General features: G+C 72.9%; 14 protein-coding genes. 10 read left to right on the plus strand and 4 right to left on the minus strand.

The window, feature by feature from the left end; translation table 11 throughout:
* Positions 1 to 8 precede the first annotated feature (8 nt).
* A complete protein-coding gene (locus ABD262_RS00080; RefSeq protein WP_344129310.1) occupies positions 9 to 1,211 on the plus strand; it encodes a cytochrome P450 in 1,203 nt (400 codons plus the stop codon).
* Here ABD262_RS00080 and ABD262_RS00085 read toward each other — a convergent pair.
* Positions 1,195 to 2,142: an SAM-dependent methyltransferase gene (locus ABD262_RS00085; protein ID WP_344129313.1), complete on the minus strand. Its 948-nt coding sequence runs from the start codon at positions 2,140 to 2,142 to the stop codon at positions 1,195 to 1,197. The two genes, ABD262_RS00080 and ABD262_RS00085, sit on opposite strands and share 17 nt — an antisense overlap.
* A 60-nt stretch (positions 2,143 to 2,202) precedes the next feature.
* On the opposite strand from ABD262_RS00085, the gene ABD262_RS00090 reads away from it, so the two are divergent.
* The 5 genes from ABD262_RS00090 (at position 2,203) to nadC (ending at position 7,241) form a co-directional block, all read left to right on the plus strand.
* Positions 2,203 to 3,099, plus strand: a complete 897-nt coding sequence (locus ABD262_RS00090) for a Rossmann-like and DUF2520 domain-containing protein (protein WP_344129316.1) — start codon at positions 2,203 to 2,205, stop codon at positions 3,097 to 3,099.
* A gap of 18 nt (positions 3,100 to 3,117) precedes the next feature.
* Positions 3,118 to 4,068 (plus strand): pantoate--beta-alanine ligase, encoded by a 951-nt coding sequence (panC, locus tag ABD262_RS00095; RefSeq protein WP_344134456.1) that lies wholly within the window; start codon positions 3,118 to 3,120, stop codon positions 4,066 to 4,068.
* A gap of 77 nt (positions 4,069 to 4,145) precedes the next feature.
* Positions 4,146 to 4,571 carry an aspartate 1-decarboxylase gene (gene panD, locus ABD262_RS00100; protein WP_344129319.1) on the plus strand — a complete coding sequence of 142 codons (426 nt, stop codon included), beginning with the start codon at positions 4,146 to 4,148 and terminating at the stop codon, positions 4,569 to 4,571.
* Positions 4,564 to 6,366, plus strand: a complete 1,803-nt coding sequence (locus ABD262_RS00105; protein ID WP_344129322.1) for an L-aspartate oxidase — start codon at positions 4,564 to 4,566, stop codon at positions 6,364 to 6,366. Before panD ends, ABD262_RS00105 begins: the two co-directional genes overlap by 8 nt.
* Positions 6,363 to 7,241 (plus strand): carboxylating nicotinate-nucleotide diphosphorylase, encoded by an 879-nt coding sequence (nadC, locus tag ABD262_RS00110; protein WP_344129325.1) that lies wholly within the window; start codon positions 6,363 to 6,365, stop codon positions 7,239 to 7,241. The genes ABD262_RS00105 and nadC overlap by 4 nt, the downstream gene beginning before the upstream one ends.
* Before the next feature lie 59 nt (positions 7,242 to 7,300).
* Here the strand turns inward: nadC and ABD262_RS00115 are convergent, their stop codons facing one another.
* Complete coding sequence (locus tag ABD262_RS00115) at positions 7,301 to 8,776, minus strand: fibronectin type III domain-containing protein (RefSeq protein ID WP_344129328.1); 1,476 nt, start codon at positions 8,774 to 8,776, stop codon at positions 7,301 to 7,303.
* 419 nt (positions 8,777 to 9,195) lie between these two features.
* On the opposite strand from ABD262_RS00115, the gene lysS reads away from it, so the two are divergent.
* From lysS to ABD262_RS00135, 4 genes are all read left to right on the plus strand, one after another.
* Positions 9,196 to 10,653 carry a lysine--tRNA ligase gene (lysS, locus tag ABD262_RS00120; protein WP_344134459.1) on the plus strand — a complete coding sequence of 486 codons (1,458 nt, stop codon included), beginning with the start codon at positions 9,196 to 9,198 and terminating at the stop codon, positions 10,651 to 10,653.
* Positions 10,650 to 10,865 carry a hypothetical protein gene (locus ABD262_RS00125; protein ID WP_344129331.1) on the plus strand — a complete coding sequence of 72 codons (216 nt, stop codon included), beginning with the start codon at positions 10,650 to 10,652 and terminating at the stop codon, positions 10,863 to 10,865. The genes lysS and ABD262_RS00125 overlap by 4 nt, the downstream gene beginning before the upstream one ends.
* A gap of 103 nt (positions 10,866 to 10,968) precedes the next feature.
* Positions 10,969 to 11,301, plus strand: a complete 333-nt coding sequence (locus tag ABD262_RS00130) for a histone-like nucleoid-structuring protein Lsr2 (protein ID WP_344129334.1) — start codon at positions 10,969 to 10,971, stop codon at positions 11,299 to 11,301.
* A gap of 173 nt (positions 11,302 to 11,474) precedes the next feature.
* The gene (locus ABD262_RS00135; RefSeq protein ID WP_344129337.1) at positions 11,475 to 11,978 is read left to right on the plus strand and encodes a (2Fe-2S)-binding protein; all 504 of its coding nucleotides are present in this window, start codon (positions 11,475 to 11,477) and stop codon (positions 11,976 to 11,978) included.
* Here ABD262_RS00135 and ligD (ABD262_RS00140) read toward each other — a convergent pair.
* Positions 11,975 to 12,856: a non-homologous end-joining DNA ligase gene (gene ligD / locus ABD262_RS00140; RefSeq protein ID WP_344129340.1), complete on the minus strand. Its 882-nt coding sequence runs from the start codon at positions 12,854 to 12,856 to the stop codon at positions 11,975 to 11,977. The two genes, ABD262_RS00135 and ligD (ABD262_RS00140), sit on opposite strands and share 4 nt — an antisense overlap.
* On the minus strand, positions 12,849 to 13,793 hold the full coding sequence (gene ligD, locus ABD262_RS00145; protein WP_344129343.1) for a non-homologous end-joining DNA ligase: 945 nt from the start codon (positions 13,791 to 13,793) through the stop codon (positions 12,849 to 12,851). Before ligD (ABD262_RS00145) ends, ligD (ABD262_RS00140) begins: the two co-directional genes overlap by 8 nt.
* Positions 13,794 to 13,874: the final 81 nt, after the last annotated feature.

Raw genomic sequence — 13,874 nt, forward strand, 5'->3', positions numbered from 1 at the left:
CTGCCAAGGTGCCCTCACAGCCCACCGTCGATGCCGCCGACCTCCTCGACCTGACCGACCCCCGGACGGTCGCCGACCCCTACCCCCACTTGGCCGCGCTGCGCTCGGCCGCACCCGTCGCGTGGCACAGCGGCCTGGGGGCCTGGCTGGCCAGTGGCCACGCCGAGGCGGGGGCCGTGCTCCGTGACCGACGCCTCGGCCGGGTCTTCGGACCCCGCACCCCGGAGGCCGACTGGGACACCTTCAACTGGCTGCACGCCGACTCGATCCTCGACAGCGAGCCGCCGAAGCACACCAGGCTCCGCCGGCTCGTGGCCGGCGCGTTCGGCCGCGGCCACGTCCAGCGGCTGGCCCCGCGGATCGAGGAGCTGACCGCGGGCCTGCTGGCCGACCTGCCCGACGGCGAGTTCGACGTCCTCGAGCACTATGCCGAGCCCCTGCCGGTGCTGGTGATCGCCGAGTTGCTCGGGGTCCCCGAGGAGGATCGGCACCACCTCCGCCCGTGGTCGCAGGCGATCGTGCGGATGTACGAGGTCGACCGCACGGAGGCCGACGAGGCGGCGGCCCGCGAGGCGGCTGGGGCGTTCGCGGCCTACGTCGAGGCGCTCGCCGCAGACCGCGCGAAGGCGCCGGGTGAGGACCTGCTGACCGACCTCGTCACCGCGCGGGACGGCTCGGACCGGCTCTCGGCCCACGAGCTCGTGGCGACCGCGGTGCTCCTGCTCAACGCGGGGCACGAGGCCAGCGTCAACGGGTTCGGCAACGGGCTGCACTCCTGGCTGACGGCCCCCGACCGCCAGCCGCTCGACGTCACCGACCCGGCCGCGGTCGCGCGGATGGTCGAGGAGTTCCTGCGGCACGACTCGCCCCTCCACCTGTTCGAGCGCACCGCCAAGGAGCCCGCCGTGGTGGCCGGCATCTCGCTCCAGCCGGGCGACAAGGTCGCAGCGCTGCTCGGTGCGGCCAACCGCGACCCGGCGGTCTTCGCCGACCCCGACCGGTTCGACGCCACGCGGGACCCCAACCCCCACCTCGCCTTCGGCGCAGGCATCCACTTCTGCATCGGTGCGCCACTGGCCCGGCTGGAGCTCGAGATCTCGGTGCGCACGATGCTCTCCCGCTTCCCCGACCTGCAGGTCGTGGAGGCCCGGCGGAGGCCGACCTTCGTGCTGCGGGGTTTCGAGCAGCTGGTGGTCAGCCCACGCGCTTGACGGCCCACAGGAAGTCGCCGAAGCCGCCGGGCGCGACGAGAGCGGCCGCCGCGGAACCGGAGGCCAGGGCCGTCAGGTAGGCGTGCGGATCGCTGCCGGCGAGCTCGATCGGCGGGGTGCGGCCGTCGACACCCAGGCCACGCAGGGCGGTGCGCTGGTCGACCAGCTCGTCGTGGTCGAGGGAGTCCATCGCCACGTGGGCGGTGAGGTCGCACGTGCCGTCGGGCACGGGGGCGACCTGGTGCCCGTGCCGGTAGGCCGTGAGGGTGCCTCGTGCGGGGCGGTCGCCCCCACGGTGGCCGTAGTCCACGGCGACCAGCACCCCGCGCGCCACCCGGCTGACGAGCTCGGCCCACGCCCGGTCGCGGGGGAGGCCGACCTCGACGCGCTGGCCCGCTCGGTCGGTCGGCCAGTGGGCGGTGACCCAGGCGAGGTCGTCACCGTCGAGCGGCTCGCCGAGCGACTCGGCCCCGGTCACCGGGTCGACCAGCACGTGGCGCAGGACGCCCCGGTCGTCGACCTCCGCGACCGGGCACGGGACGACGTCCAGCCACTCGTGCGCGATGACGAGCGCCCCGTCGAGGTCGCGCAGCCGGTCCGGGAGGTCAGGGCCGCCGCCGGGGGAGACCAGCCACTCGGCGGACGGGTCGAGCGACGCCGGTCTGGCCACGACGTCGACGCCGGTGCGCCGCAGGGTCGGCTGCGCGGCATACACGTGGCCGAGGAGCTCGCCGCGGCCGGCGCCCACGTCGACGACGTGGTCGAGGTCGTTCTCGCGGGCCAGCCGGGCGAGCGCTGCGCCCAGGACCTCGCCCGGTCCACCGTGGGTGGCCGTGCTGAAGTGACCGGACGGGCCGACCGCCGACCGGTAGAAGCCGCCGGGGCCGTACAACGCCTCCTGCCACGCCTGCTGCCACGCCACCGGGGTCACCTGCCCAACCTATTGCGACCACTCGCCCGTTTTGCTGGGAGGCGAAGATAGGTTGGGCCGGTGACTTCGGCCGACGAGCGTCCCGCCCGCCTCGACGTCGGCGTCGTGGGTGCCGGACGGGTCGGTGCCGTCCTCGGCGCGGCGCTCCAGCGGGTCGGCCACCGGGTCGTGGCCGTCTCGGGCGTGAGCGAGGAGTCGCGGGAGCGCGCCGCCCGGTTGCTGCCCGGGGTGCCGGTGCTCGCGCCGGAGGAGGTCGTGCGCCAGGCCGAGCTGGTCGTCCTCGCCGTGCCCGACGACGCGCTGGCCGACCTCGTCGCAGGGCTCGCGGCCACCCGGAGCTGGCAGGCCGGTCAGCTCGTCGCGCACACCTCCGGACGGCACGGGCTCGAGGTCTACGCCCCGGCGCTCGACCAGCACGTGCTCGGGCTCGCCCTGCACCCCGCGATGACCTTCACCGGCACGGCCCTGGACCTCGACCGGCTCGTCGAGTGCTGCTTCGGCGTGACCGCGCCGGAGCCGCTGCGCCCGGTCGCCGAGGCGCTGGTGCTGGAGATCGGCGCCGAGCCGGTCTGGATCGAGGAGTCGGCGCGCGGGCTCTACCACGCGGCGCTCGCCCACGGAGCGAACCACCTCGTGACCCTCATCGCCCAGTCGCTCCAGGCCCTGCGCGCGGCCGGCGTGGAGTCGCCCGCCCGCGTGCTCGGCCCGCTGGTCTCCGCCGCGCTCGACAACGCGCTGCGAGCGGGTGACGCTGCCCTCACCGGGCCGGTCGCGCGCGGTGATGCCGGTACCGTTGCCGAGCACCTGCGACAACTCCAGAGCCTCACCCCCGACATCCGTCCGACCTACGTGGCGCTGGCGCGGGCGACTGCCGAGCGGGCGCTGGCCAGCGGCCGGCTCAAGCCGCACGTGGCCGAGCCCCTGCTGGACATCCTCGCCACCAACCAGGAGCGATAAGTGAGCGAACAGCCCGGTATGCCGTCCGCGCCGGCGGGCGCGACCGTCACCGACGTGCCGACGGCCGGGGGTGTCGAGCCGGTGGTGGCCAGGACCCGCGAGGAGCTGCACGCCGCCCGGCGGTCGCGGACCGACGGCGACGTCGCGGTCGTCATGACGATGGGCGCCCTCCACGAGGGGCACGCGACCCTGATCGAGACCGCCCGCCAGCGGGCCGCCCACGTCGTCGTCACGATCTTCCTCAACCCCTTGCAGTTCGGGCCGCGCGAGGACCTGTCGCGCTACCCGCGCACGTTCGACTCCGACATGGAGATCTGCCGCAGGGCAGGCGTGGACCTCGTCTTCGCCCCGACCCCCGACGTGATCTACCGCGACGGCGATCCCGGCGTGCGGATCTCCGCCGGACCGCTCGGCAACGTGCTCGAGGGGCAGGCCCGTCCGGGCCACTTCGACGGCATGCTCACCGTCGTCGCCAAGCTGTTCCACCTGACGCGGGCCGACTCGGCCTACTTCGGCCAGAAGGACGCCCAGCAGCTCCTGCTGATCCGCCGGATGGTCCGCGACCTCGACTTCCCCGTGAAGGTGGTGTCGGTGCCCACCGTGCGCGAACCCGACGGGTTGGCCATGAGCAGCCGCAACACCTACCTCACCGACTCCGACCGTGAGACGGCGCTGTGCCTGTCGCGGGCGCTCCGAGCCGGGGCTGCGGCCGCGGCCGAGGGCCCGTCCGCGATCCGCCGGGCGGCCCGCACCGTCCTGGTGCGCGAGCCGCTGGCCCTGATCGACTACCTCGTCCTCGTCCACCCGTCGACGTTGGAGGACGTGCCCGAGTGGTACCGCGGGGAGGCCCTGCTGGCCGTCGCAGGTCGCGTCGGCACGACCCGGCTGATCGACAACCTGCCGATCTCGGTGGGCCCGGGCGGGGGAGCCCTCGAGGTCTTCACCGACGTCGACTCCGCCGGGGCCTGACGCCGCAGGTACGGTGCCCAGAGCCGACGAGAACACCGACGACGCCAAGGCAGCTCACGACAGAGGAACGTTCGCCCATGCAGCGCTTCATGCTCTACGCCAAGATCCACCGCGCGACGGTCACCCAGGCCGACCTGCACTACGTCGGGTCGCTGACGATCGACCGCGACCTGATGGACGCGGCCGGGCTGCTGCCCGGTGAGCAGGTCGACGTGGTCGACGTCGACAACGGCCACCGGCTCACGACCTACGCGATCGAGGGCGAGCGGGGGAGCGGGATCGTCTGCATCAACGGCGCCGCCGCGCGGCTGATCTCGCCGGGCGACACCGTCATCATCATCGCGTATGCCGCGATGGACGACACCGAGGCGCGGACCTTCGAGCCGCAGGTCGTCTTCGTCGACGCCCACAACCGGATCGTCGAGGTCGGCCACGACGGCGGCGACGTCCCCGACGGGTTCGGCCTCAAGACCTCTGCGGTCACCCGGCGCCACCATGACTGACCAGCCGACGACTGACCGGCCTGCGACTGACCAGCCGACGACTGACCGGCCTGCGACTGACCAGCCGACGACTGACCGGCCTGCGACTGACCAGCCGACGACGGACGTCGCCGACTCCGCAGACCCGCTGGTCATCCCGCGCCGCCTCGTGGCCGGCGACCCCGGCTGGACCACCTCCGCCGACGTCGTCGTGGTCGGCTCCGGGATCGCCGGGCTGACGACCGCGCTGCGACTGCGCCAGCGGGTCGACCGGGTGCTGCTGGTGACCAAGACGGTGCTCAACGAGGGCTCGACGCAGTGGGCCCAGGGCGGCATCGCCGCGGCCCTCGACCCGGGGGACTCGCCGGCGGAGCACCTGCACGACACCTTGGTCGCCGGCTGCGGGATCTGTGACGTCGCGGCCGTCACCACCCTCGTCCACGAGGGGCCGGCGCGGGTGCGCGAGCTCGTCGCCCTGGGCGCGGAGTTCGACCGCGACGCGGAGGGTGAGATCAAGCTGACCCGCGAGGGTGGTCACCACAAGGACCGGATCGCCCATGCCGGGGGCGACGCCACCGGCAAGGAGATCTCGCGGGCGCTGATCGCCGCGCTCCACCGGGTGCAGGACGACCCGGGCATCGAGGTCATCGAGCACGCCCTCGTGGTGGACCTGTTGCAGGACGAGGAGTCCCGGGTCTGCGGCGTGACCCTGCACGTCATCGGCGAGGGCCAGATGGACGGCGTGGGCGCGGCCACCTCGCGGGCCGTGGTGCTGGCGACCGGCGGCCTCGGGCAGGTCTACTCGGCGACCACCAACCCCTCGGTGGCGACGGGTGACGGGATGGCCGCGGCGCTGCGAGCCGGAGCGGTCCTGGCCGACGTCGAGTTCGTGCAGTTCCACCCCACTGTGCTGTGGCTCGGCGAGGGTTCCAGCGGCCAGCAACCGCTGATCTCCGAGGCGGTGCGGGGCGAGGGCGCGTTCCTCGTCGACCGTGACGGCGTGCGCTTCATGCAGGGACGCCACCCGCTGGCCGACCTCGCCCCGCGGGACGTGGTCTCGCGCGCCATCGTCGACCGGATGCAACAGACCGGTGAGCGCCACGTCTTCCTCGACGCGCGCCACCTCGGTCGCGAGTTCCTCGAGGAGCGGTTCCCCTCGATCGTGGCGCGCTGCCGGGAGCTCGGTTTCGACCCCGCCACCGAGCTGCTGCCCGTCGCCCCCGCACAGCACTACGCCAGCGGTGGGGTGCGCACCGACCTCGTCGGCCGGTCCTCCCTCGACGGCCTCTACGCCTGCGGGGAGGTGTCGTGCACCGGGGTCCACGGCGCCAACCGGCTCGCCTCCAACTCCCTCCTCGAAGGGCTGGTCTTCGCCCACCGCATCGCCGACGACATCAGCGAACGCGTGGCCAGGGGCGAGCTCCCGCAGTCCGCGCCGGCCCCGGTGGACGGCGAGGCCGCGCTGCTCGACGGCTCCGCGCGGGTGCAGGTCCAGGCGGCCATGACCGACGGCGCGGGGGCGGTGCGGTCCGCGACCTCCCTCACCGCGACCGCGGCCGCCCTGCGCGACCTCGCCCTGGCCGCGACGTCGAGCGAGCCCGGTCCGCAGTCGTGGGAGACGACCAACCTCCTGCACGTCGGCCAGGTGCTGACCCTGGCCGCGTCGTTGCGGGAGGAGACCCGCGGCGGGCACGTCCGCAGCGACCACACCGAGCAGGTCGACCCGCGCTGGCGCGGACACACCCTGCTCGTCCGGGGCGCCGACACCCGCGTCACCACGACCTTCGAACCCGTCGCCGAACAGGACCTGACGTGACCGACCTGGCCTTCCCCGAGACCGACGCCCTGACCGTCATCCGCACCGCCCTCGACGAGGACCTCGGCGGCCCCGACGGCGTGGACGTCACGACCACGGCAACGATCCCCGTCGACCAGGTGAGCACGGCGCACGTGGTGGCGCGTGAGGGCGGCGCGCTGGCCGGCATACCGCTCGTCGCCATGGTCTTCGACCAGGTCGCGCGGCGGACCGGCGCGGAGCCGCTGCGGGTCACCGCCACCCGGGCGGACGGCGACGTGGTCGCCGAGGGCGACGTCGTCGCGGTGCTGGAGGGTTCGACGCAGGTCACCCTCGTCGGCGAGCGCACGATGCTCAACCTCGTCTGCCGCCTGTCGGGCATCGCGACGCACACCCACGCCTGGGCGCAGCGCCTGGAAGGCACCGGCGCGACCGTCCTCGACACCCGCAAGACGACACCGGGGCTGCGGTCGCTGGAGAAGTACGCGGTGCGTGCGGGCGGCGGCACGAACAAGCGGATGGGCCTCTACGACGTGGCCATGATCAAGGACAACCACAAGCTCGCGGCGGGCTCGCTGAGCAACGCGTATGCCGCGGTGCGCGCGAGGTTCCCCGACGTGCCCGTCCAGGTCGAGGTGACCACGACGGCGGAAGCCCTCGAGTCGGTGGCGGTCGGGGCGCGGTTCCTGTTGTGCGACAACATGTCCGTCGACCTGCTGCGCGAGACGGTGGCCGCGGTGCGGGCCACCGGCCACCAGGTCGAGCTGGAGGCGACGGGTGGGCTGACCCTCGACCTGGCCCGGGCGTATGCCGAGACGGGGGTCGACTACCTGTCTGTCGGCGGGCTCACGCACTCCTCGCCGATCCTCGACCTGGCCCTCGACCTCGTCGACTGACCTGCGAGAAGGGAACGCCCGGACACCCGGACGTTCCCTTCCCACCAAGGCGGCTGGGTTCAGGCCTTGGTGGCCGTTCGCAGGCGGCGAGCGGCGGTCGTCGAGACCAGCCCGAGGACCAGCAGGCCGAGGGCGAGGGCAGCCTGGGCGGCACCCTCGCTACCGGTGAGGGCGAGCTGGGCTGCCGGCGCCCGGGTCGGAGCCTGCGCCGGTGCCACCGCGGGGATGGCGGCCGCGGCCGGGCGGGTTGCCGGCCTCGGCGGTGCGACTGGCGTGCTGCTCGGCACGGTGACCGACACCGTCGCGGCAGAGCTGGCGCCGACGACGTTGGTGGCGGTCACGGTGACCCGCCAGGTGCCTGCCGGCAGGTCGCGGAACGTGGCCCTGGTGGCGTCGGCAGGCAGGGTGCGGGTCAGGCGGCGCGAGCCGGAGGTCAGCACCACGTCGTAGCCCCGGACCGGCGCGTAGCCTGCTCGGGCCGGGCTGCCCCACGTCACCGTCACGGAGGAACCGGAGCGCGTGGCGGCCAGGTGGCGCGGCGCGGTGGGGACGTCGCCGACCGAGATCGGCACGAACACCCGCCAGCCCATGCCGGAGTCGTTCACGGCGAACACCACGGCGGTGTAGTCGCCGTCGTCGATGCCGTTGAACACGGCCTTGAACGTCGAGGGGGAGAAGTCGTCACCGTTGCCCCAGCGGCGCGTGCCGTAGCCGGCGCCGTAGCTGGTGATGGGAGAGCTGCCCTCGTCGCTGGGTGCCGACCACGTGATGGTGATCTGGCTGGGCGCGGTCTGGCGGGCCTTGACGTTGCGGGGGGCCGAGGGGGTGCCGGCCGCGGGCGGCGCCTGGTTGACACGGAGGTCGGCCGACTGGGTGGCGACGCTGCCGGCACTGTTGGTGAAGACGGCGCGGAAGCCGGGCTCGACGTCGTTCACCGAGGCCGGCGGCGAGGTGTAGCTGTCGGACGTGGCGCCGGGGATGTCGGTCCAGGCGTCCTCGGTCCAGCGGCGGCTCTGCCACTGCACGGTGGGGGTCGGCGACCCGCTGGCATGGGCCGTGAAGGTGGCCGACTTGCCCAGGTCGACCCAGGTCTCCACGGGCTGGGTCGTCACCACCGGCTTGGTGGCGACTGCGGCCGCCGACACCGCGGTGCGACTGGTGGCGGCGGAGGCGCGCGACGCGGTGAGCTGCGCCGGGGCCGGCTGGACGGGGACGACCGGCTGGGTGGCGGGCTCGGCGGTGGCGGGCTCGGTGAGGGTCGGCGCGACCTCGGTGGCAGGCGCGACCTCGGTGGCAGGCGCGACCTCGGTAGGCGCTGCCGTCCCGGTCTCAGCCGGGGCCACCGGAGCCGACAGGGTGACGGACGCAGGGGTGGAGGCCGGGGTGGACTCGGCGGGAGCCGGGTCGGCCGAGGCGGGGCCTGCGGCGCAGATCCCCACGCAGGTGGCCGCGGCCACGAGGGCCGCGAGGCGGGCGCCGGACCGACGAAGCGGGGGCGCGGTCGAGGCGGACTGGCGGACGGGGGAAGAGAACATCGGTGTCCCTGCTGTCGGCTCCTCGCGAACCCGTTCAGGGCGCGGGCCCAGGCGGACCGGGAGTGCACGTGCTCCCCACGGGCGCGGGTGCGACGCGAGAGGCAGGGGGAACGTAACAACCACGGGGGGCTGTTCCGGGCCTACGCGGCATATCAGGACAAGACCGGGCCGATCGGACTAGGCGCTCTCACCCGAAGAGGTGGCGCAGGTAGCGGCCGGGACCCTCGAGGAAGCGACGGTGGTGCGCCACGACGTCGAGGGGGGCACGGTCCAGTCGACCTCGCCGCCTGCCTTCCCCGCCATGCGGGGCACTGTATGCCGGTCGGTACCCTTTGCGGGTGAGCCAGACCCCCGAGACCACCACCTCCCCCGAGGTGGCCCAGCCCCACGCCGCGACGGACACCGACCTGCCCGAGCAGATGCAGGTGCGCCGCGAGAAGCGCGACCGGTTGCTGGCCGAGGGGAAGCAGGCCTTCCCGGTGACGGTGCCCCGCACCCACACGCTCGGCGCGGTCCGCGAGCAGTGGGGGCACCTCGAGACCGGCGAGGAGACGCAGGACGTCGTCGGCGTCGCCGGCCGGGTGATCTTCATCCGCAACACCGGCAAGCTCGCGTTCGCGACCCTGCAGGAGGGGATCGGCACCCGGCTCCAGGTGATGCTGAGCCTCGCCGAGGTGGGTGAGGAGGCGCTTGCCGAGTGGAAGTCGACGGTCGACCTCGGCGACCACGTCTTCGTCGAGGGTCGGGTCATCTCGTCGCGTCGGGGCGAGCTCTCGGTCATGGCCACGCGGTGGGAGATGGCGTCGAAGGCCCTGCGCCCGCTCCCGGTGCTGCACAAGGACCTGTCCGAGGAGTCCCGCGTCCGGCAGCGCTACGCCGACCTGATCGTGCGCCAGGAGGCGCGCGACATGGTGCGCACCAAGGCAGCTGCCCTCTCGGCGATCCGCGGGGTGCTGGATGCGCAGGGCTACCTCGAGGTCGAGACGCCGATCATCCAGCTCGTGCACGGCGGCGCCGCGGCGCGGCCGTTCCGCACCCACATGAACGCGTTCGACCAGGAGATGACCCTGCGGATCGCGCTGGAGCTCAACCTGAAGAAGGCCGTCGTCGGCGGCATCGACCGGGTCTACGAGATGGGTCGCATCTTCCGCAACGAGGGCGTCGACGCGACCCACAGCCCGGAGTTCACGATGCTCGAGGCCTACCAGGCCTACGGCGACCAGACGACGATCGCGGCCCTCATGCGTGACGTCTACCTCGGCGTGGCCGACGCGCTCGGCTCCCGCCAGGTCGAGACCGAGGCCGGCACGGTCGACCTCGACGGCGAGTGGCGCTGGCTCCCCGTCTACCAGGGTGTGTCCGAGGCGGTCGGCGAGGTCGTCACCATCGACACCGACGTCGAGACGCTGCGCGGGTACGCCGAGAAGCACGACGTCGCCATCGACCCCGGCTGGGGCAAGGACAAGGTCTTCCTCGAGCTGCTCGGCGAGCTGGTCGAACCCACTCTGCTGCAGCCCACGTTCCTGTGCGACTACCCCGCCGTCGCCCAGCCGCTGGCCCGCCCGCACCGCAGCGAGCCCGGGCTGATCGAGGCCTGGGACCTGATCATCGCCGGCGTGGAGCGCGGCACCGGGTTCTCCGAGCTCGTCGACCCCGTGGTGCAGCGCGAGGTGCTGACCGCCCAGTCGGTGAAGGCGGCGGGCGGTGACCCCGAGGCGATGCAGCTCGACGAGGACTTCCTGCGCGCGCTGGAGTACGGCGCACCCCCGATGGGTGGCCTCGGGTTCGGGGTCGACCGGCTGGTGATGCTGTTCACCAACGCGAGCATCCGCGAGACGATCCTGTTCCCCCACCTGAAGCCCGAGGTGTCCCGATGAGCGGCGTCTGGCCCTACGTCGCCGCGCTGATCCCCTCGGCCGGTGTCGGGTTCCTGTTCTGGCTCGTCATCAAGAACATGATCGAGGGTGACCGCAAGGAACGCCTCGCCCATTCGCAATGGGACGCCGCCCATCCGGCCGAGGATTCCGCCACCCCCCAGAATGGCGCAAACCCGCATTCCGGGAACACCAATGGCGGAAGCGGCGCCTGAACGTCATTTCCGGACCGGCATTCCGGGCGATAGGCTAATGCAGTCGGCTTTGCCGACGAAAGGCATTTCCCTTTCCCTCACATTCCCTGTCGGAGGACATTCCATGGCCCAGCGTGTCAACATCGTGCTCGAGGACGACCTCGACGGCTCCGAGGCCGACGAGACCGTCACCTTCGCCCTTGACGGCGTCTCCTACGAGATCGACCTGAGCGCGAAGAACGCCGCCGCTCTGCGGGATTCGCTGGCGCAGTACGTGGGTCACGCTCGTCGCGCCGCCGGCCGCCGGCCCGCCGGACGTCCGGCCTCCTCCAGCCGTGGCACCGGGAAGCGCGACCTCGCCGATGTCCGTGAATGGGCGCGCGCCAACGGTCACCAGGTCAGCGACCGCGGACGCATTTCCGCCGAGGTCCAGGCGGCTTACGACAAGGCGCACTGACCCTGCAGGTCACGCACGTCCCCGAGGGTTCGACGGCACGTCCGGGCGCAGCAGGAGATCCAATACGTCCGGGCGCAGCAGGAGATCCAATACGTCCGGGCGCAGCAGGAGATCCGACACTTTCCTGGAGCTGGCGGGACATTGTCGAAAAGCAGCGCGCCGGAGTCGACGCATTGCGCGCGTGGCGCGACCAGCTGAGCCTGTCGACGGCTCGCCAGTATGCCGCCCTCGTGCCCGGGTCGATGCCCTCCGCCTTCGTGCTGCAGTGGACCCTCGAAGCCGCTGCCGAGGCGGGCGTGCACGCGGCCCGGCACGACTCCGTCGTCGTGCACCCCGTCGAGTCGGGGCTCAGCTTCGAGCTGCAGCCGAGCCAGCTCTACCCCGTGGCGGCCCAGTACCAACGGGCGCGGGCGACCACGGCGCCGCTGGGCGATCGGCTGGCAGCCGCGCGGGCGGCATACCGGATCGACGCGGTGGAGCTCGCGCTCGGCTACCACTCCCCGGTGCGGCTCGGGCCGCACACCCGGCTGGCGATGGTCGACGACGTGTGGGCGATGACCCTCGCCCGCGCCAGCGGGCAACGTCCACCGCAGCGGGGGTCGTGCTGCTTCATCTACGTGCTGCCGGGCGTTCACGAGTGCGCCGGGTGCCCGCGCGTGCCCGGACCGGCCTCCTAGGCGACCAGGTCGGCCAGCAGGTCTCCGTCGGACTCGAGGCGGTCGAGCACCTCGTCGAACATCAGCTGCTCGAACTTCGCCCCCTCGGCCCCGGCCTCGACCTCGTCCCACGACCGCGGTGCTGCCACGGTCGGGGTCTCCTTGCCACGCATCGAGTAGGGGCACACGGTCGTCTTGGCGGCGACGTTCTGGCTCCAGTCGAGGAAGATCTTGCCGGGGCGCAGCGACTTGGTCATCTTCCAGACGATGAGGTCGGGGTTCTTCTTGGTGAGCTCCTGGGCCAGCTGCTGCGCGAGGTCGCGGGTCTGGTCCGAGGTGAGGTCGCCGGGCAGCCCGGCGTAGAGCTGCATCCCCTTGCTGCCACTGGTGACGGGGTAGAGGTCGAGGCCGAGCGCACCGAGCCGGTCGCGCACCATGAGGGCGACCTGGGCGCACTCCTTGAGCCCGGCCGGAGAGCCCGGGTCGAGGTCGATGACGAGCCGGTCGGGGTGCTGGCGCTCGCCGTCGAGCACCCGCCACTGCGGGATGTGCAGCTCGATGGAGTTGAGGTTGACCAAGTAGGTCAGGTGCGCCAGGTCCTCGACCATCGGGTAGGTGACGTCGTCGATCTTCACGCGGGGGAGCCACGACGGCGCCCCCGACGGCAGGTTCTTCTCGAAGAAGCTCTGGTCGCCGGTGCCGTGCGGCCAGCGCACCCGGGTCAGGGCGCGGTCGGCCAGGTGGGGGAGCAGCACGTCGGCGACCTGGGCGTAGTAGCTGAGCACCTCGCCCTTGGTGGTCTCCGTCGACGGGAACAGCAGCTTGTCGAGGCTGGTCAGCTTGAGGGTGCGCCCCGCGACCTCGACGCGGGTCGTCTGCGGGTCGTAGCGCTCAGGCACCGTCCACCTCCTGGAGGTCCTCCGGGGTCAGGTCGGTGCGCAGGCCGAGGTAGGCCGGCTGGCGCAGCCGCCCGTCCCGCGTCACCTCCAGTGCCCGCGCCTCGACGACGACGACCGGGTCGACCCACGTCGCGCCGGCCCGGTCGAGTCGTGGCACCTCGTCGCTGAAGGGGGAGTCGGTCCTGGTGTGCGGAGCGAGTGCCTCGGCGAGCTGCACCGCCGCTCGCCCGGCGATCCCGCTGCCCATCCGACCGGCGAACCGCCAGCCTCCGGCGCCGTCGGGCACGCCCAGCAGCACGGCGCCGAGCCTCCCGGAGTCGTTGGTCTTCTCGGGCCGCCAGCCGCCCACCACCGCCGAGATGGTCGTCCGGTGCGGCGACTTGAGCCAGTCGGACGACCGGCGCCCCGGCAGGTACGGCGCCGACCGTCGCTTGCTCACGACCCCCTCCAGCCCCTGCTCGAGGGTCGCGGCGAACAGCTCGCGCCCGTCCTCGTAGACCGGCGGCACCTGCCAGTGCCGACCGGCGAGGTCGAGCCGCTCGAGCAGCTCGCGCCGAGCCGACAGCGGCTGCGCGGTGAGGTCGGAGCCATAGAGCCGCAACAGGTCGAAGATCATCAGGGTCACGGGTCGCACCGCTGACAGCCGCTCCGCCTTGCGCCGGTCGCGCACGTGCATCCGGTCGGCGAGCGCCCCGAACGACGGTCGGCCCGCTTCGAGGGCGACCACCTCGCCGTCGAGCAGCATGTCGTCGTAGGTCTCGGCCAGCGGCAGCAGCTCGGGGAAGCTCACGGTCACGTCGTTGCCGATCCGCGAGGTCAGGGTGAGCACCCCGTCGTGGACGTCGGCGAGCACGCGCATGCCGTCCCACTTGACCTCGTGCAGCCACTCGTCGCCGTCGGGGATGACGGTCGTGGGACTGGCCAGCATGGGGCGCATGGGGCCATCCTGACGCATAGGCTGGTTCCCAGGTGCGAGGCCCGAGGTGTCTCGTCAGGGACGGGGGCCCGTCCGCGAACA

Origin of the sequence: Pedococcus bigeumensis, assembly GCF_039531795.1 — a bacterium.
In the GTDB taxonomy this organism is placed as follows: Bacteria; Actinomycetota; Actinomycetes; order Actinomycetales; family Dermatophilaceae; genus Pedococcus; species Pedococcus bigeumensis.